Here is a 17,052-nt window from a genome sequence, read left to right as displayed (position 1 = left end):
CTGATCTTTGCGGTATCGCTTACTGCTGTGCCCGCCCCCCACAACCCGCACGACGCTAGCGTTGGGCCATGATCGTATGGCTCAACGGCACCCACGGCGCGGGCAAGACGACAGCCAGTGCACTCGTACAGCAGCTGATCCCAGATTCACGGGTTTTCGACGCCGAGAAGGTCGGCGAGACACTCATGGACATCACGCCGACGCTCCCCTGGACGGGCAACTTCCAGCACTGGCCGCCATGGCGGCCGCTCGTAGTCGAAACCGCCCGCCGCGTTCTCGACTACACCGGCGGCACACTGGTCATGCCCATGACTGTCCTGGTCGAGCAGTACTGGCACGAGATCAGCACGGGACTCGCCCAACATGCCATTCCAGTACGGCACTTCGTCCTCCACGCCGACCAGGCCACCCTTCGGCAGCGCATCGAGGGGGACGCTCTCATGGGCCCCTCGCCATTCCGTCTCGAATACCTTGAGCCCTACGCCGAGGCGGCCCGCACGTGGCTACACGGCGAGGCCGAGGTCGTCGACACCACGCACCTCACGCCGGCCCAGGCCGCCCTGCACATCGCAGAAGCCGTCAAGAGTTGAGGTCCGCCCGCCACGGGAAAACAGGAGCAGGCGGCACCAACGAACGGCCTTCCGGTGTCAGGTAGTGCGAACAGGTGTTGAGGTACACCACCCGATGGCTCTGGCAAGATTTTCGTAGGTGGAGATCATCTGGCTTCGGTGAGCTCGGCGAGCCTCTGCAGTACCAGGGAAGCCGGCCGCTCGGCATCGCTCCGCCCACCGAAGGGGAGCCTGGACCGCGAAACCTGGAACCGGCTGGTCGGCGAGCCGCTCCCCCCACAGTGAAGCCCGCAGCCGAGCATCACGGAGTCCCCGTATGTTCCTGATCTCGATCACCGGTTACCGGAAAGTCGTATGCGGCGCGGTACGGCTCCGTCCTGCCAGCGGTAGAGGTCACGCAGCAGGGAGATCTCAGAGCCGTGATGGATCAGCTCCCTATTGACGTGCAGGACCCTGTTCTCCATGGGAAACCGCTCGGGACCCGCCGCGGGCGGATTCTCCAAGTCGGCGTCCGAGAGCGCACGGACCCCCGCGTTCCATCTCCCGTACATCTCATCGAGCTGTTTCAGCGCCCCGTCAGCGGTCCCCGCGTAGGCGAATGTCCCGGAGTCGACGTCCTGGCCGCCGAAGTACCATCCGACCCGATAGCCCAGGCACGAGACGACGATGTGCGCCAGCCGCCAGGCAATCGTGGTCACCGGCGCCGGCACCGGGCCAGGGGACGCGAAGTCCATCGTCCACTCCCCCGAACCTTCCGGCGTCGGTGAGGCCGACGTGCCACGCGGGCGGACGCTCCAGCAGTCGCGCACCGGCTCCCAGAAGTACTCCTCATCGGTAAGACCGTCCAGCCGCGGCCGCAGGTTCTTGTGCCAGTACCAGTCCAGCTGCTCCGCGAGCCGCTCACTTCTTGTCATGTCCGCACACTACATACACGAGACCCCGCCCCAGATCAGCATGAGCATCCCGGGCGAGCGCCACGCCAGAGGCTCCGACCCGCTTGTTGGAAGATGGCGAGGACTCAGTGAAAAGTCCACGCTCGATCGGGGTCTCGGTGTCACCCGCCGCTCTCACACACAGTGAGCATCCATGGTCATGTTCCGCCAACCATCCCCCTCAAGATTGGGCGACAAGAATGCGGCGTTCGCATGGACGCATTCTCCTCGCCCGGTCGGGCGGGCGGCGACGGTGGGGGCGCCGGAGCCCGTGTTGATGAGGCGGCCGGGGCGGAACTTCGGTTACATGGCGGCCGGAGCACAGCGCGGGCGAGCGGAGCGGGAGTGAGCGGCCATGGGTGAGATCGTCGACGAGATCGGCCGGGTGCACCGGGAGGTCGGCACGCGCCGGGTGGGACCGGACGAGGCAGGCAGTGTGCTGCTGCGGCGGACCTTCGACGCCGATGCGGTCGATGCCTGGGACGCGGTGACCTCGCCCGAGCGGATCGCCCGCTGGTTCCTCCCGGTGACCGGGGAGTTCCGGGTCGGGGGAAGCTATCAGCTGGAGGGGAACGCCGGCGGCGAGATCATCGAGTGCGTGGCCCCGGAGCGGCTTCGGGTCTCCTGGCGGTTCGGCCCCGACCCCGGCTTCAGCGAGGTCGAGGTGCGCCTCGCGCCGGACGGAGACGGTCGGACGGTGCTCGAACTCGAGCATGTGTCCGTGGTTCCCGAGGAATTCCGGAGCCAGTACGGGCCGGGCGCGGTCGGCATCGGATGGGACCTGGCGCTGCTGGGGCTCGGATGGCACCTGACGGGTGGCGGGCTCAGCCCTCAGGACGCCGTGGAGTGGCAGACCTCGCCTGAGGCGAAGGCCTTCGTGGCACGCTCGGGCGAGGAATGGGGCCGTGCCTTCGCCGCCTCCGGCGCGGACCCGGAGACGGTGACCGCGACGACGGTGGCGACGATCGCCTTCTACACCGGGGAGTGACCGGGGTCCACGCGGTCGATCAGCGCGTCGGCCCCGGCGACGCGGCCGTGACCGATGGTCCTCGTAGCAGCGGGGTCGAACCGTCCGGCAGTCGCCGGTGCGGGCCCGCGCCCGCTGCTACGAGGACTTCGGCCCCGGGCAGGTCGGAGGCGGCGAGGGCCACGCGGAGAACCGGGAGGCCGTCCTCGCCGCGGGCGTCCGGACCGGCACCGGCGGCCAGGAACACACCGCCTCCGCGACCCGCTCACATACGGCGGCGACGAGCCGGGCGACGCCCGGAGGGCACGTCAGTCGCGGTCGGCCTGCTGGGCCCGGGCCGCGTCACGCTCCTTGATGCGCACCGCTTCCTTGCGGACCTCGGCCTGGGTGGCGCGCTCCTTCTCCAGCCACTCCGGCCCCTCCTGCTTGAGGGCGTCGATCTGCTCGGTGGTGAGCGGCTCGGTGACGCCGCCCCGCGCGAGTCCGGCGATGGAGACGCCCAGCTTCGAGGCGACGACCGGGCGGGGGTGCGGGCCGTTCTGGCGCAGCTCCTGCAGCCACTGGGGCGGGTCGGTCTGCAGCGCGTTCAGCTCGGCGCGCGAGACGACGCCCTCCTGGAACTCGGCGGGGGTGGCTTCGAGGTACACACCCAGCTTCTTCGCCGCGGTGGCGGGCTTCATGGTCTGGGTGGTCTGGTGCGACGTCATGGTTCCAGGGTATCGAGCATGTGCGCCGCCTCCGACCACGGCCGGTAACCTGGCGGGGTGACTGGCTCGGAAGTACCCCCTGCGTTCCGGCTCGCCTACGTTCCCGGCGTGACCCCGGCCAAGTGGGTGCGGATCTGGAACGAGCGCCTGCCCGGCACCCCGCTGTCCCTCGTCGCCGTGCCCGCGGGCGAGGCGGTGGATCTGCTGCGTGACGGCGGCGCCGACGCCGGCTTCGTGCGGCTTCCCGTGGACCGTGCGGACCTCAGCGCGATCCCGCTCTACACGGAGACGACCGTGGTCGTCATCCCCAAGGATCATGAGGGGACGGCCGTCGAGGAGTTGTCGGCCGAGGACCTCGCCGAGGAGATCGTGCTGCATCCCCTCGACGACACCCTGGACTGGGAGCGTCCCCCGGGCCGGCCCGCGTTCGAGCGGCCGGCCACGACCGAGGACGCGGTGGAACTGGTGGCCGCGGGTGTCGGTCTGCTCGTCGTCCCGCAGTCGCTTGCGCGCCTGTACCACCGCAAGGACCTCACCTACCGCCCGCTGACGGGTGTCCCCGAGTCCCGGATCGCGCTGTCGTGGCCGGAGGAGAAGACCACCGACCTGGTGGAGGAGTTCATCGGGATCGTCCGGGGCCGGACGGTCAACAGCACCCGGGGGCGCCCTCCGACACCGCCGCAGCCCAAGGCGAAGCGCGCCGACAAGAAGAGCGGCGCCCCCCGCAAACCGGCTGCGGGCAAGACGTCCCGCGGTGGCGCGGGCGGCTCCGGAGGGGCCAAGAACGCCAAGGGCGGCGCCAAGCGCGGGAAGCCCCGCCGCCGGCCGTAGGACCGCCCCCATGGCGTCCCGCTCACGGAGCAGCCGCGAGCGCGCCGTACACCGCGTCGACCAGGGCCATCTTGCGTGGGTCGTCGGCGATGTTCGGGCCCATGCGGTTCATGACGTATCCGAGGGCGACCCCGGCCTCGGGGTCGGCGAGGCCGCACGAGCCGCCCGCCCCGTCGTGGCCGACCGCGCGCGGGTTGGGGCCGTAGGAGCCGTTCGGGCCGCTCAGCCAGAGGCCGAGGCCCAGTTCGGTGTCGTGGGTGAAGCCCGCTCCCAGCACCAGGTCCCGGCAGCTTCCCTGCCCCTCACGGACCCGCTCGGCCGCCTCCTTCGACAGGATCCGCCGGCCGTCGAGGGATCCGTGTCCGGCGAGGATGCCGTAGAGCGCGGCGACCGCGCGCGCGGTGCCGTGGCCGTTGGCCGCGGGGATCTCGGCGGCACGCCAGTCGGGGGTGTTCGCGGCGGCGATGCCCGTGCCGGGGTTCAGCAAGGACGCCAGGGCGACGGGCTCCATCCGGGCGAAGAGGGCGGCCTGTTCGCGTGCGACGGACTTCGGCTGGACGAGCTCGGCGACCCGCCCGGCGTCCCTCGGGGGGAGCCCGACGCTGAAGTCGATGCCCAGGGGCCCGGTGATCTCCTGCCGCAGGAACTCCCCCGGCAGCAGGCCGGTGACGCGGCGGACGACCTCGCCGACGAGGAAGCCGTACGAGATCGCGTGATAGCCGGAGCGGGTGCCGGGCTCCCACCACGGGGCGGTGGCCGCCAGACGGGCCGTGGTCAGTTCCCAGTCGTAGAGCTCGGCCAGGGTGTGCGGTTCGCGCAGGCCCGCGACGCCCGAGCGGTGCGAGAGGAGGTGACGTACGCGTACGGACTCCTTTCCCTCGGCCGCGAATTCGGGCCAGTAGTCCGCGACCGGGGCGTCCAGGTCGAGGAGTCCGCGGTCGACCAGGAGGTGGGCGCAGAGCGCCGTCGGCCCCTTGGTCGTGGACCACACGTTGACCACCGTGTCCCGCTCCCACGGACGGGTCCGGGCGCCGTCCGCCCAGCCGCCCCAGAGGTCCACGACGGGAGCGCCGTCGAGCAGGACGGTGACGGCGGCGCCCAGTTCGTCACGCTCGGCGAAGTTCGCCGTGAACGCGTCGCGCACCGCCGTGAAGCGGTCGTCGCAGTGGCCATGGATCTGCGGCACGGGTCTCTCCTCGTCTCGGTGCTCGCACCATACCGACTGGTCGGACCGGCGGATAGGCGCCGGGGCCCCGTTCGTCCGACCGGGGGATCCGCGGAACGCCCTCGCGACCGTGCGGCCGGGTGCTCCGGAACACCCTCGGGACCGGCTCGCCGTCAGTGCGGAAGCGCTTCGAGGCTGAAGGTCCAGCGGCCGGGCAGTCCCACGAGCGTCACCGTGGAGAGCGGGCGCACCTCGACGCTCCAGTACGTCATCGGCGGGGCTTTGAGCGCGTACACGAGGGCGGCGCGGACGACAGCGGGTTCGGCGACGGCCACGATCGCGCCCTCCTGCAAGGGACGGGTGTCGAGCCAGCCCCCTATACGGGAGATGAAGGCGAGCAGCGATTCCCCGCCGTGCGGGGCGGAGCGCGGATCGGTGAGCCAGGCGTGGACACCGGCCGGCTCACCGGCGGCGACCTCGGAGAAGGTGTAGCCCCGCCATCGGCCCATGTCGCAGTCGCGCAGGGCGGGCTGGACCAGCGGTGCGAAGCCGAGAGCGTCACCGGTGGCGCGGCTGCGCGGGGTGGGTGAGCAGTAGCGCATCTCGGCGGCGCCGAGCGGGACCAGGGCGTGCGCGGCGAGCCTCACCTCGTGCCAGCCCGTGTCGTCGAGCGGCCGGTCGTCGTCGAAGCGCTCGGCGAGCAGGGCGGAGCTGCGTGCTGCTGCGACCAGTGAGACGCGAACACTCATGGGCGCGATCGTGGAGGCGAACGCCGCGCCGGTCAAGAGGGCGGCACGGCGTCGTGCAAGCGCTTCCTCAGCCGGCCTGGAGAGCCATCCACATGTCCGGGACCTCCAGAGGCGCGAAGCCGATCTTCGCGTAGACCCCGTGGGCGTCCTTCGTCGCGAGGAGGAACCTGGTCACACCCATGGGCGCCAGGTGGTCCCGGACGGCGGTGACGAGCCTGGTGCCCAGTCCCCGGCCCCGCGCCGCGGGGTCGACGTACACGTCGCAGACCCACGCGAAGGACGCGTGGTCGGTCACCACACGCGCGTAGGCGGCCTGTTCGCCCGTCGCGAGTTCGTAGGCACCGAAGTTGAGGGAACCGGCGATCGCACGGTCCTGCTTCTCGCGGGTACGGCCGAGGGCCCAGTAGGCGTCAGTGGAGAGCCAGTGGTGGACGCGGGCGCGGTCGAGACGTGCCGGGTCGGACGAGATCTCGTGGCGCGGCACGGATATGCCGGTGTCGGTCATGGGCGGGAGGCTATCGCCCCTGCGGGGGCAGCTCGTCCCAGGCCGCGCGGAGCCTGCGTACACCCTCCGCGATCTCGGCCGGCCCGGACACGGCCCCGAAGCTCAGCCTGATGTGGCCAGCCGGGGGTTCCGCGCAGTGGTAGGGGCGGCCGGGGGCCACGGCCACACCGGCCCGCAGGGCGGCGGAGACCAGCGCGGATTCGGTCTCCGGGCCGGGCAGGCGGAGCCAGACGGTGGCGCCGCCGGACGGCACGTGGGGCAGGGCCAGTTCGGGCAGCCGGGTGCGCAGCGCGGCCGTCAGGGCGGTGCGGCGGCGGCCGAGTTCGGCGGCCACCGCGCGCAGATGGCGATCCCAGGCCGGCGAGCCGACGAGTTCGAGCGCGGCCTCCTGGAGCGGGCGCGGCACGAAGAAGCTGTCGACGACCTGGATGGCGCGCAGGCGTTCCAGGACGGGACCGCGGGCGGCGAGGGCACCCACGCGCAGGCTGGGCGACGTGATCTTGGTGAGGGACCGCACGTGGATGACGATCCCGTCAGGATCGTGGGCCGCCAGCGGCTCGGGCGACGGGCCGGCGTCCCCGTGGACGAGGTGGCGGGCGAAGTCGTCCTCCACCACGAACGCGCCGGCCGCGCGGGCGGCCCGGACGATCCGCTCACGCCGCTCGGGCGCGAGGACCACACCCGTCGGATTCTGGAACAGCGGCTGGCAGACGAACACCCGGGCCCCGGTGGCACGGAACGCCGCCTCCAGCAGGTCCGGCCGCACCCCCTCGGCGTCCACGGGCACGGGTACGGGCCGCAGGCCGGTGGCCCGGGCGGCGGCCAGCATGCCCGGGTAGGTGGGCGACTCGACGAGGACGGGGGCGCCCGGTGGGGCGACGGCCCGCAGGGCGGTGGCCAGGGCGCTCTGGCCACCGGCCGTGATGAGGACGTCGGATCCGCGGAGCGTGCCGCCGATCTCCCGGGCGAACCAGGCCCGGAGCCCGGAGAGCCCGTCGGTGGGCGGCCTCCCCCATGCCCCCGGCCGGCGGCCGGCCCGGGCGAGCGCGGCGGCCATCGCCCGCTCGGGCTGGAGGCCGGGATGCAGGTAGCCGCCGTTGAACTCCACGACCCCGGGCGGCGGGGCGGCGAGCGTGACGAGCACTCCGGAGGCGTCGACGGTACGCGGCACGACCTCGGGTCCGCTGTCGCCGCTGAGCGACACCTCCTGCCACGAGGTGTCACCGGGTTCCGGCACGGTGGTGGGCGGCTGCGCACGGAACGCCCCGGAACCGGGCCGGGTCACGACGAGTCCTTCGGCCGCGAGCTGCGCGACGGCCCGCGCGACGGTCACCGGACTCACCTTGAAGCGCTCGACGAGAGCCCGACTGGACGGCAGCTTCCCACCCGGTGAGTAGCGGTCGAGCTCTTCACGCAGAGATTTCGCCAGTTCCGACACGCTGCTACGCTCTTGCATGAGAGCAGAGAATAGCGCTACCGACCATGCGGCGATAGCAGTCGCAGCGGACCGTCCCGCATCACCCAGGAGTCCCGGCGGCGGCGCACTGCTCGCGGGACTCGGCGTGGTCGCCTTCTCCCTGACCTTCCCCTCGACGGTATGGGGGCTGGAGAGCTTCGGCCCGTGGTCACTGGTCGCCCTGCGCAGCCTGCTGGCCGCACTGATCGCCGCAGGCGCGCTGCTCACGGACCGGGTCCCGGTGCCCGCCCGACGCCACTGGCCGGGCCTCGCGGTCGTCGCGGGCGGGGTGGTGGTGGGTTTCCCGCTGCTGACCACGCTGGCACTTCTGACCTCCACCAGCTCGCACGCGGCCGTCGTCGTGGGGCTACTGCCGCTGACGACCGCTCTCCTCTCGGCCCTGCGCACCGGCTCCCGCCCGCCGAGGACCTTCTGGGCGGCGGCCGCGGCGGGTGCCGCCGTAGTGATCGCCTTCACGCTCCAGCAGAGCGGGGGCGCGCTCTCCGGCGGCGACGCGTACCTGTGCGGGGCACTCCTGGTCTGCGCGGCCGGCTACACCGAGGGCGGCAGGCTGGCGAAGGTGATGCCGGGCCGGCAGGTGATCGGCTGGGCCCTGATCCTCTCTCTCCCTCTCGCGGCGGCCGGCGCGGCCGTGGCCCTGCCCTTCGAACCGGTGCACCTGACGGCGCACGGGATCATCGGGCTGGTCTGGGTGGCCGCGGGATCGACCTTTCTCGGGCTGTACGTCTGGTACCGGGGGATGGCGGAGATCGGGGTTCCACGGGCCAGCCAGCTGCAGCTGGCGCAGCCGCTGCTCACGCTCGTCTGGTCGTTCCTCGCACTCGGCGAGGAGGTGTCCGTGGCGGCGCCGGTGGCGGCTGTCGCCGTACTGGTCTGTATCGCCGCCACCCAGCGGTCCGGGGGTCGGGAGAGGCGCCCGGCGGACAGCCGGGGCACGTCCGCACCAGGACGCGTCGGGCGCCCGCGGTCATAGACTTGTCGACATGAGCAGTCACCCGTGAGGAGGTCACTCCCGATGGAGGCACACACGGGCGACCGGCTGCTGACGCACGGCAGGACCGTGGGGCAGCACGACCGCGTCGCAGAGATCGTCGAGGTTCTGGGTGACGGGGGCGGTCCCCCGTACCGGCTGCGCTTCGAGGACGGGCACGAGTCGATCAGGTCCCCGGGCCCCGACAGCGTCGTACAGCACGAGGCCCGCGAGGACCGGAAGAGGTAGGACGCGCGTGCGCCGGGGCCACGAGTGGCCCCGGCGCACGCGTCCGAAGGCTGCGGGTCCGCGCCCCGTGTCGGCGTGGGGCGCGGGCTCCCGCCGCGCTGTGTCAGCGTGGGGTGCGGGCCCGCGTCGAGTAGTGGTCGGCGACCAGCCGGGCCATGGCTCCGATCCGGTCCGCCTTCACGTGCTTGGCGGAGAAGTAGACATGCCCGCCCACCTCCGGGTGACCGGCCGCGAGGTCCAGGTGCCGTGAGAGTTCGGCCGGGTCCTGCCAGGCGGCCGGCTGGGCGGGGTCGCCGGCCTTGTGGAGCGCCTCCCCCACGTACAGGTCGACCCCCGTACCCTTGACCGTCCCGGCCCACCAGGACAGCAGCTTCGCGTAGTCGGCGGCGGCGAAGCCGATGTTCCAGTAGATCTGGGGGCAGATGTAGTCGATCCAGCCCTCCTTGACCCACTTCCGGGTGTCGGCGTGCAGATCGTCGTACGTCTCCACGCCCGCCGCGGTGTCGGAGCCCGTGGGATCGGTCGAGGCGTTGCGCCACACGCCGAACGGGCTGATCCCGAACCGTGTACCGCTCCTGACCTCCTTGATCCGCGCGGCGGTCTCGCGGACCAGTCGGTCGGTGTTGTCACGACGCCAGGCCGCCTTGTCGGCGAAGTCCCCGCCGTGCTCCGCGAACGCGTCGTCGTCGTCGAAGACCTGGCCGGCCACCGGATAGGGGTAGAAGTAGTCGTCCCAGTGCACCGCGTCGATCGCGTAGCGGCTGACCGCGTCGAGCATCGCGTCCTGGACGAACGTGCGGACCTCGGGCAGTCCCGGGTTGTAGTAGAGCTTTCCGCCGTACGGCAGGACCCAGTCCGGGTGGAGCCTCGCCGGGTGGGTGGCGACCAGCCTCGAGGGGTCCGTGTGATTGGCCACCCGATAGGGGTTGAACCAGGCGTGCAGCTCCAGACCGCGCGCGTGCGCCTCGCGCACCGCCGTCCCCAGCGGGTCCCACCCCGGGTCCTTGCCCTGGACACCCGTGAGGCACTCGGCCCACGGCTCGAACGACGACGGCCACAGGGCGTCGGCGGTAGGGCGGACCTGGAGGACCACGGTGTTGAGCTTCAGAGCCACCGCCCGGTCCAGATGAGCGATCAGCTCGGCCTCCTGGGCGGCCGCGCTCAGCCCGGTCGCCGAGGGCCAGTCGATGTTCGCGACCGTGGCGATCCACACCCCGCGCATCTCACCCTGCTCAGCACTGCGGTGCCGTCCGGCACCCGGCCGGGGTACGGCGACGGCATCACCCCCGGTCATCAGCGCGGCCACCGTACTCACCGCGCCCATCACGAAAGACCTACGGCCCAAACGACGCATCTACACACCTTTCGCTTCTCTGTTCCCGTACGTCACGTCGGCAGCGCACGACGCACATCATGCCCGCCACGATTCCGTGCGACCCGCAGCTCACCTGAGCCCCGTCGCGGAGTAACGTCGTGGGGTCGAGGCGGACACCGGAATCAAACGGGAACTGCCGCACGAAGATCAGCGAAAGGCACGAGGTGACGGACTCTATGGCCGACATTGCACGCGTCGGAGTGGTGGGCTGTGGCCAGATGGGCGCAGGCATCGCGGAGGTGTGTGCCCGCAGCGGCCTCGAGGTCAAGGTGGCCGAGACCACCGGCGAGGCCCTGGAGATAGGGCGTACCCGGCTGCACAACTCCCTCTCCAAGGCCGCCGAACGCGGCAAGATCACCACTGAGGAGCGTGACGAGACCCTCGCCCGCCTCAGCTTCACCACCGACCTCGGCGAGTTCGCGGACCGCGATCTCGTGATCGAGGCCGTCGTGGAGAACGAGCAGGTCAAGACCGAGATCTTCCAGGTACTCGATCAGGTGGTGACCCGTCCGGACGCCATCCTCGCCTCGAACACCTCCTCCATCCCGCTGGTGAAGCTGGCGGTGGCCACGTCCCGCCCGGACCAGGTCATCGGCATCCACTTCTTCAACCCGGCCCCGGTGCAGCGGCTCGTCGAGCTGATCCCCGCGCTGACGACGTCCGACGAGACCATAAAGCGTGCCGAGGCGGTCGTGCAGAACGTGCTCGACAAGCACGCGATCCGCGCCCAGGACAGGTCGGGCTTCGTCGTCAACGCCCTGCTGATCCCGTATCTGCTCTCGGCGATCCGGATGTTCGAGTCGGGCATCGCCAGCCGCGAGGACATCGACAACGGCATGGAGATGGGCTGCGCCCACCCGATGGGTCCGCTCAAGCTCGCCGACCTGATCGGCCTGGACACCGTGGCCTCGGTCGCCGACTCGATGTACGCGGAGTACAAGGAACCCCTGTACGCCGCTCCCCCGCTGCTCCAGCGGATGGTGGACGCGGGGCGGCTCGGCCGCAAGACGGGCTCGGGGTTCTACCCGTACTAGCAGGTGCGGCGGAGCCGCCCAGTGGCGCCGTTCCGGGGAGGATCCACCCGGAACGGCGCCACTGCTGCGCCACCGCCGGCCGGCACGCGCGGCACCGGCCAGGTGACGCCGTCGTAGGAATACGGGCGTCGACCGCCCGGCCCTGCCGAGGTCACGCATGGTCGGCTGCCGCGCACGGCACGGCTGCCCGAACAGGCGGAAGGTGTGCCCGGTGTCGAAGCGCCGCGGGATTGCCTGTCGCAGCATGTCGGCCTCGGCCCCGGGGTGTCGGTGCCTGACCGCGTCGTCGACAGCTGCCGGCCCCTTGGGCATCGAGCGGCCAGGCGTCCGAGCGGAGAGTACCCGCCCGTGCGGCACTGTGACCGCGGCCCGAAGTCATATCGACACCGCGGTGATCGACGGTAAGGAACGCTCCGTCACACCTCGTGTGCACCTCATGAATTCCGCGTCACGCCGCACCGAGCCCGCTTCCGGCACACGCGCCCGCGACGCGCGCGAACCGGCGGTGGCGACGGTCGCACCCCGAAGCGCCGGCCGGAGCGACCCAGCCGGGCGGCCGTGGGTGCGCTCACCGGCCTCCCCCGCTCGGGCGGCCCTGTGCGGACAGCGGAGGGGCAACCCCGCGGAATGCCCCTCCCTGGGGCACCCCCCGTAAGCCGGAGCGGTCAATCCCCACAACTCCCTTACCGCAGCGTCCGGCCGCACGCACCTGACGGGCACTCAAACATTGACAGTGCACTCACACCTCTCATAAAATTGACACATCAAGTGTTTGTTGCGTGTGCAAACTTCAGGTGCGGCTTCGTTCGACTGCGTCGAACCATCAGGACGCAACCAATTGCCCACCTCCACACACCCTTTCCACGCATATATCAGGTCTGTCGATAGCACTGCCGCAGCCGACGGCACGCTGACACACCACTCACCGTGTGTGCCAGGTATACGGCCGCATCGATTACTGGAGAAATTCCCATGAACCGCAAACTTCTGGTGCTTGCAGCTGCGGTCAGCCTGCTCTCTCCAGCTCTGTCCGCCTGTGGCAAAGAAGAGAGCGTATCCATAGTCGTCGCCACCACCGACCAGTTCGTGGCCACGAAAGACGCCCCGGCGCCGCTCGACCCGGCATACACGTATGACACCAGTACATGGAACCTTCTGCGGCAGACGATGCAGACCTTGATGATTCAGCCCAAGGGACAGGGTGAACCGGTGCCGGAGGCCGCGGAGAACTGTCTCTTCACGGACAAGGGAAATGAGCGCTACGCCTGCACGCTGCGCAAGGGCCTGCAATTCTCCGATGGGGCCCCGATCACGGCCACCGACGTGAAAAGCTCCATCGAGCGGTCCCTCAACATCAATGCCGACACGGGTGTCGCTGCCCTGCTGAATACCATCGACACGATCGAGACCAAGGGGAATCGCGAGGTTATCTTCCACCTCAAGACAGCGGACGCCACTTTTCCCTACAAGCTCACCACACCGGTCGCAAGCATCGTCAACCCCAAGGAATACGACCGGAAGAACTTGCGTGACGGCTTCGAGGTCGACGGCTCCGGCCCTTACACCTTCAAGGCCGACGTCCGGAACAACACGATCGCCGGCGTCACCTACACGAAGAATCCCCGCTATCGCGGGAGCATCAAGGTGAACAACGACAAGGTCGTGCTGCGCGTCCACAAGGACTCCGAAGCCATGGGCGCCGCGATCGACAGCGGCAAGGTAGATGTCATGATCCGTACGATGTCGCCGTCACAGATCGACGCGCTGGACGCGGACACGGACAAGAACGTCGATCTCGTGGACCTCCCCGGTCTGGAAATTCGCTACCTCGCCTTCAACACCACCGCGTCGACCGTGAAGTCCAAAGCGGTCCGCCAGGCAGTCGCCCAGCTCATCGACCGCGACAAACTGGTCGCCAACGTCTACAGCGTGCAAGCCGATTCGTTGTACTCGTTGGTCCCGGCGTTCGTCACCGGTCACACCAACTCATTCTTCAACAAGTACGGAGAGCCGAGCAACGCCAAGGCGAAGTCCCTGCTGGCCGGCGCCGGTGTCAGTACCCCGCTGAAGCTGACGCTGCATTACACGACGGACCACTACGGATCCGCCACGAAGCAGGAGTTCGAGGAGCTGCGCAAGCAGCTCAACGACAGTGGTCTTTTCAAAGCCACGATTCAAGGCCACCCCTGGGCAACGTTCAGACCCGCCGAGCAGAAGGGCGAGTACGACGTCTTCGGCATGGGCTGGTTCCCTGACTTCCCGGACGCGGACAACTTCGTCGCGCCCTTCCTCGACAAGAACAACTTCCTCGGCCTGCCCTACTCGAACACGACCATCCAGCGCTCGCTGATCCCGCAGACCCGACGCGAGGCGGACCGGTCCGCGGCCACAACGCCCCTGGCCAAGATTCAGGACACTGTGGCCGAAGACGTCCCTATCCTGCCCCTTTGGCAGGGCAAGCAGTACGTCGCTGCGCGACGCGACGTCACAGGCATCGCCTACGCCATCAATTCCTCTTCGGTGCTTCAGCTCTGGGAACTCGGCCGCGGCTGAACCGGGCCCGCCGACGCGAAGGCTGACGCATCCCGGGCGCCGGAGCGGGGCCGCCCTCCGGCGACGAAGGATGCGGCGGCCCTCGGGATGTGCGCCACGGCTTGAAGCCGCCCCGTGCGACAGGTCGAGTGCGAGGCCGCAGAGGTAGCGTGTTCGACATGAACCTTGGTACCACCGTTGAGCGCGCTCAACGCTTCAAGCAGCTTCACGCCGAGAACAGGCCGCTCGTTCTGCCGACCGTGTGGGATGTCTGGTCGGCGCGGACGGCAGTCGACGCCGGGTTCCCCGCGCTGACCATCGGGAGCCACCCGCTCGCCGACTCCCGTGGTGCCGCCGACCATGAGGGGCAGACCTTCGCGGAGGTACTCGACGCCGTGAGGCCCGTCATCGCGGCGGTCGACGTCCCCGTCTCCGTGGATCTGGAGGCCGGATACGGTCTGGACCCCGCCGACCTGATCGCGGGCCTCACCGAGGCCGGTGGCATCGGCCTCAACATCGAGGACACCGTGCACTCCGAGGGCGGGCGCCTGCGCAGCACGCAGGAGCACGCAAGCTACATCGGTGCGCTGCGAGCGGCGGCCGACGACGTGGGGATCCCGGTCTGGATCAACGGGCGTACCGACCTCTTCCTGCGCGCGGAAAACGCCTCCGACGTCCTGGACGAGGCGATCGAGCGGCTGCGGGCCCTGGAGCAGGCGGGCGCCGACAGTGTCTACCCCGTGACCATCCAGGACGACGACGACCTGCTCACGGCGGTGACCGGCGCCGTCGGCGTTCCCGTGAACTCGACAGCCCATCCCGTCAAGCACGACCTCGAACGCTTCCGCCGCCTCGGCGTCGGCCGGATCACCTACGGCCCGCTCCTGCAGTTCGCGATGACGGATGCGATGAAGGACATGCTCAGGCCGTGGGCGCCCTGACGACCCTCCCCGTGCGGCGGGCCGGCCGGTCCGGTCGACCCGCCGCACGGGTGCGCGCCGGTCAGCCCAACAGCATGTGATGGAGCATCAGCAGCCCGGCCGCCATGCCGGCCGCGGGGATCTCACCGCGCGCGATCATGTCCGGCACGAGCTTGAGCGGGATCCACTCGCGGCGCGAGGACTCGAAGTCGTCCGCAGGATGCCCGGTGTACGTCGCCTCGCGGGACCAGAAGAGATGGTGCCGGGCGTCGATGAGGCCGTTGGCCGGCTCCACCGTCATCAGCGGGAGCAGTTCGCCCGGGCGCCAGCCGGTCTCCTCCTCCATCTCCCGTGCGGCCGCGGCGGCGACGTCCTCGCCGTCCTCGACCACGCCGGCGGCGAGCTCCCAGCCCCAGCTGTCGGTGATGAACCGGTGCCGCCACAGGAGCAGGACCTCGTTCGCCTCGTTGACGACCGTCGCTGCGGCGACGGCCCGGAGCCGGATGAGGAAGTGGTCCAGGTGCCGGCCGTCGGGGAGTTCGACATCTGCCAGATTGATCCGGAACCAGCGATTCTCATACACGGTCTGTTCGTTCAAGTTCATCCACTGCACAGTTCTGCCACCTTCCGACTGGTCGATGGCAACATCGGAGCAGGCTCAGCGTCGCAGGGGAACGCGCGGAGGTCTCGGGCGCACGGCTCACAGGGGCACGCGCAGCGCCCCTTCGATGACGTCGGCCGCCGCTTCGGCCTCGGCGCTGCCACTCGCCGCCAGATGTTCACGGACGGACCGCATTCGGTCCCGGAGCCGCTGCGAATCCATGCCCCGGGCGCGTTCCGCCATTTCGCACGCGGTGCCGGCCGCCCTGTCCGCCTCGCCCTGCAGCAGTTCCAGGTGGCTGAGCATGGCCAGCCTGTGCACCGTCCCGCGGTCGTGCGCCGGGGAGCGTACGGCCGCCGCGGCGTGCTCCCGGGCTCCGGCGACATCTCCCAGATTCAGCAGCGCCTCGGCCACCTGGACGTTGACCAGGCCCGGCTGGACGTAGCCCGTCTCGTCCGGCTCGCTGCCCGTCCCGATGCGCCCGGCCTCGCCCTCGGCCCGGCGGATGCACTCCAGGGAGCCGCGGTGGTCGCCCAGCTGTGCGTACGCCTTGGCCTGCATGGCGTGCAGGTCTGCGGCGAGTGCCGGGGTGATGTGCGGTCCCGCCGCCCTCAGGGCGGCTTCGGCGAAGGCGACGGACCGGCGGAAGTCGGCCAGGTACAGCGACTGGTTCACGAGCAGCGCGATGACATAGCCGCCGAGGCCCCGGTCCCCGCTGGCCTTGGCCAGGCGCAGGGCCTGGTGGAAATAGCGCTGGGCGAGCCCGTGGGCGTCCGAGTCGTAGGCGCAGATACCGGCGACGGCCACCAGCCCGGCGGTCGCGCGGTGCAGTTGACGGCCGGTCGCGTCGCTGTAGCCGCCGCGCAGCAGCGGCGCGGTCTCGGCGTTGAGGAATCCGACGACCCGGGACCTGGTCGCCATGCCTCCCGCTTTCCTGTACATCTGCTCGTAGTGGGCGCGGGCGGCCCGGAGCATCGCTATGTCGGCCATACTCACGCGTGAGGGCCCGGGACGGGACACGTCCGTGTCCTCGGGCGGGTTCTCCCACTCCCACACCGGCATCACCGCCGTCGTGCCCGTGACGGCCGGCACGGCCGCGAGGTCCGGGCGCTGCTGGTCGTCGGAACGCCACAGGGCGGTCGCGTGCTCGACGAAGCCCGGGAGCCCGCCGCCGTGTGCCGTGGCGTGCGCGCCGGAGATGCCCATGCCGATGTCGTCGAGTGTGACCGGCCGGTGCAGCCTGCGGCCGAGGACCTCGCACAGCAGGTCCGGGACCTGACCGCGCGGGCGCTGGCCCCTGAGCCAGCGGGCGACCGCCGTGTGTTCGTACCGCAGGACCAGCCCGCGGGCGCGGCCGGCCTGGTTGACGTGGCCGGCGAGTCCCGCTCGGGACACACCCGCCTCGTCGATCAGGGATTCGAGCAGGACATTGGGCTCCATTGCCCCCCCAAGTGCGCGTCGCAATGAGC

At 70.4% G+C, this 17,052-nt stretch carries 17 protein-coding genes; 8 read left to right on the top strand and 9 right to left on the bottom strand.

The features are described from left to right. The first annotated feature begins 68 nt into the window (after positions 1 to 68). On the top strand, positions 69 to 590 hold the full coding sequence (locus OG206_RS26730; protein ID WP_327120430.1) for an ATP-binding protein: 522 nt from the start codon (positions 69 to 71) through the stop codon (positions 588 to 590). Between the two features lie 311 nt (positions 591 to 901). Here the strand turns inward: OG206_RS26730 and OG206_RS26725 are convergent, their stop codons facing one another. Beyond that, complete coding sequence (locus OG206_RS26725; protein WP_327120428.1) at positions 902 to 1,483, bottom strand: DinB family protein; 582 nt, start codon at positions 1,481 to 1,483, stop codon at positions 902 to 904. Positions 1,484 to 1,856: 373 nt separating this feature from the next. Here OG206_RS26725 and OG206_RS26720 point away from each other — a divergent pair, with 373 nt between their 5' ends. Next, the gene (locus OG206_RS26720) at positions 1,857 to 2,489 is read left to right on the top strand and encodes an SRPBCC domain-containing protein (RefSeq protein ID WP_327120426.1); all 633 of its coding nucleotides are present in this window, start codon (positions 1,857 to 1,859) and stop codon (positions 2,487 to 2,489) included. A gap of 287 nt (positions 2,490 to 2,776) precedes the next feature. Here OG206_RS26720 and OG206_RS26715 read toward each other — a convergent pair whose 3' ends face one another. Next, complete coding sequence (locus OG206_RS26715; RefSeq protein WP_327120424.1) at positions 2,777 to 3,175, bottom strand: DUF5997 family protein; 399 nt, start codon at positions 3,173 to 3,175, stop codon at positions 2,777 to 2,779. Between the two features lie 57 nt (positions 3,176 to 3,232). Between OG206_RS26715 and OG206_RS26710 the strand changes: the two genes are divergently transcribed. Further along, the gene (locus tag OG206_RS26710; RefSeq protein WP_327120422.1) at positions 3,233 to 4,006 is read left to right on the top strand and encodes a LysR family substrate-binding domain-containing protein; all 774 of its coding nucleotides are present in this window, start codon (positions 3,233 to 3,235) and stop codon (positions 4,004 to 4,006) included. 22 nt (positions 4,007 to 4,028) lie between these two features. Here the strand turns inward: OG206_RS26710 and OG206_RS26705 are convergent, their stop codons facing one another. From OG206_RS26705 to OG206_RS26690, 4 genes are all read right to left on the bottom strand, one after another. Beyond that, a complete protein-coding gene (locus OG206_RS26705; protein WP_327120420.1) occupies positions 4,029 to 5,192 on the bottom strand; it encodes a serine hydrolase domain-containing protein in 1,164 nt (387 codons plus the stop codon). A gap of 152 nt (positions 5,193 to 5,344) precedes the next feature. Beyond that, positions 5,345 to 5,920, bottom strand: a complete 576-nt coding sequence (locus tag OG206_RS26700) for a histidine phosphatase family protein (protein WP_327120418.1) — start codon at positions 5,918 to 5,920, stop codon at positions 5,345 to 5,347. A gap of 67 nt (positions 5,921 to 5,987) precedes the next feature. Beyond that, entirely contained in the window at positions 5,988 to 6,425 is a 438-nt protein-coding gene (locus OG206_RS26695) for a GNAT family N-acetyltransferase (RefSeq protein WP_327120416.1), read from the bottom strand. A 10-nt stretch (positions 6,426 to 6,435) separates the two neighbouring features. Next, a complete protein-coding gene (locus OG206_RS26690) occupies positions 6,436 to 7,881 on the bottom strand; it encodes an aminotransferase-like domain-containing protein (protein WP_327120414.1) in 1,446 nt (481 codons plus the stop codon). Between OG206_RS26690 and OG206_RS26685 the strand changes: the two genes are divergently transcribed. Both OG206_RS26685 and OG206_RS26680 read left to right on the top strand, forming a co-directional pair. After that, complete coding sequence (locus tag OG206_RS26685) at positions 7,880 to 8,875, top strand: DMT family transporter (RefSeq protein ID WP_327120412.1); 996 nt, start codon at positions 7,880 to 7,882, stop codon at positions 8,873 to 8,875. The two genes, OG206_RS26690 and OG206_RS26685, sit on opposite strands and share 2 nt — an antisense overlap. A 42-nt stretch (positions 8,876 to 8,917) precedes the next feature. Then, the gene (locus OG206_RS26680; RefSeq protein ID WP_327120410.1) at positions 8,918 to 9,121 is read left to right on the top strand and encodes a DUF1918 domain-containing protein; all 204 of its coding nucleotides are present in this window, start codon (positions 8,918 to 8,920) and stop codon (positions 9,119 to 9,121) included. Positions 9,122 to 9,224: 103 nt separating this feature from the next. Here the strand turns inward: OG206_RS26680 and OG206_RS26675 are convergent, their stop codons facing one another. Continuing rightward, positions 9,225 to 10,475, bottom strand: coding sequence for a glycoside hydrolase family 10 protein (locus OG206_RS26675; RefSeq protein ID WP_327120408.1), 1,251 nt, complete (start codon positions 10,473 to 10,475; stop codon positions 9,225 to 9,227). Positions 10,476 to 10,672: 197 nt separating this feature from the next. On the opposite strand from OG206_RS26675, the gene OG206_RS26670 reads away from it, so the two are divergent. The 3 genes from OG206_RS26670 (at position 10,673) to OG206_RS26660 (ending at position 15,003) form a co-directional block, all read left to right on the top strand. Continuing rightward, positions 10,673 to 11,530, top strand: coding sequence for a 3-hydroxybutyryl-CoA dehydrogenase (locus OG206_RS26670; protein ID WP_327120406.1), 858 nt, complete (start codon positions 10,673 to 10,675; stop codon positions 11,528 to 11,530). A gap of 972 nt (positions 11,531 to 12,502) precedes the next feature. Then, positions 12,503 to 14,083 carry an ABC transporter substrate-binding protein gene (locus tag OG206_RS26665; RefSeq protein ID WP_327120404.1) on the top strand — a complete coding sequence of 527 codons (1,581 nt, stop codon included), beginning with the start codon at positions 12,503 to 12,505 and terminating at the stop codon, positions 14,081 to 14,083. Between the two features lie 158 nt (positions 14,084 to 14,241). Next, entirely contained in the window at positions 14,242 to 15,003 is a 762-nt protein-coding gene (locus OG206_RS26660) for an isocitrate lyase/PEP mutase family protein (RefSeq protein WP_327120402.1), read from the top strand. Positions 15,004 to 15,064: 61 nt separating this feature from the next. On the opposite strand, the gene OG206_RS26655 is transcribed toward OG206_RS26660, so the two are convergent. Together OG206_RS26655 and OG206_RS26650 are read right to left on the bottom strand one after the other, a co-directional pair. Further along, a complete protein-coding gene (locus tag OG206_RS26655; protein WP_327120400.1) occupies positions 15,065 to 15,595 on the bottom strand; it encodes an NUDIX domain-containing protein in 531 nt (176 codons plus the stop codon). Positions 15,596 to 15,682: 87 nt separating this feature from the next. Then, complete coding sequence (locus OG206_RS26650; RefSeq protein ID WP_327120398.1) at positions 15,683 to 17,023, bottom strand: transcriptional regulator; 1,341 nt, start codon at positions 17,021 to 17,023, stop codon at positions 15,683 to 15,685. Positions 17,024 to 17,052 lie beyond the last annotated feature (29 nt).

This window comes from Streptomyces sp. NBC_01341 (assembly GCF_035946055.1).
Taxonomy (GTDB): domain Bacteria; phylum Actinomycetota; class Actinomycetes; order Streptomycetales; family Streptomycetaceae; genus Streptomyces.
The sequence above is the reverse complement of the archived record's forward strand: the minus strand, read 5'-3'. Positions and strand labels throughout refer to the sequence as shown.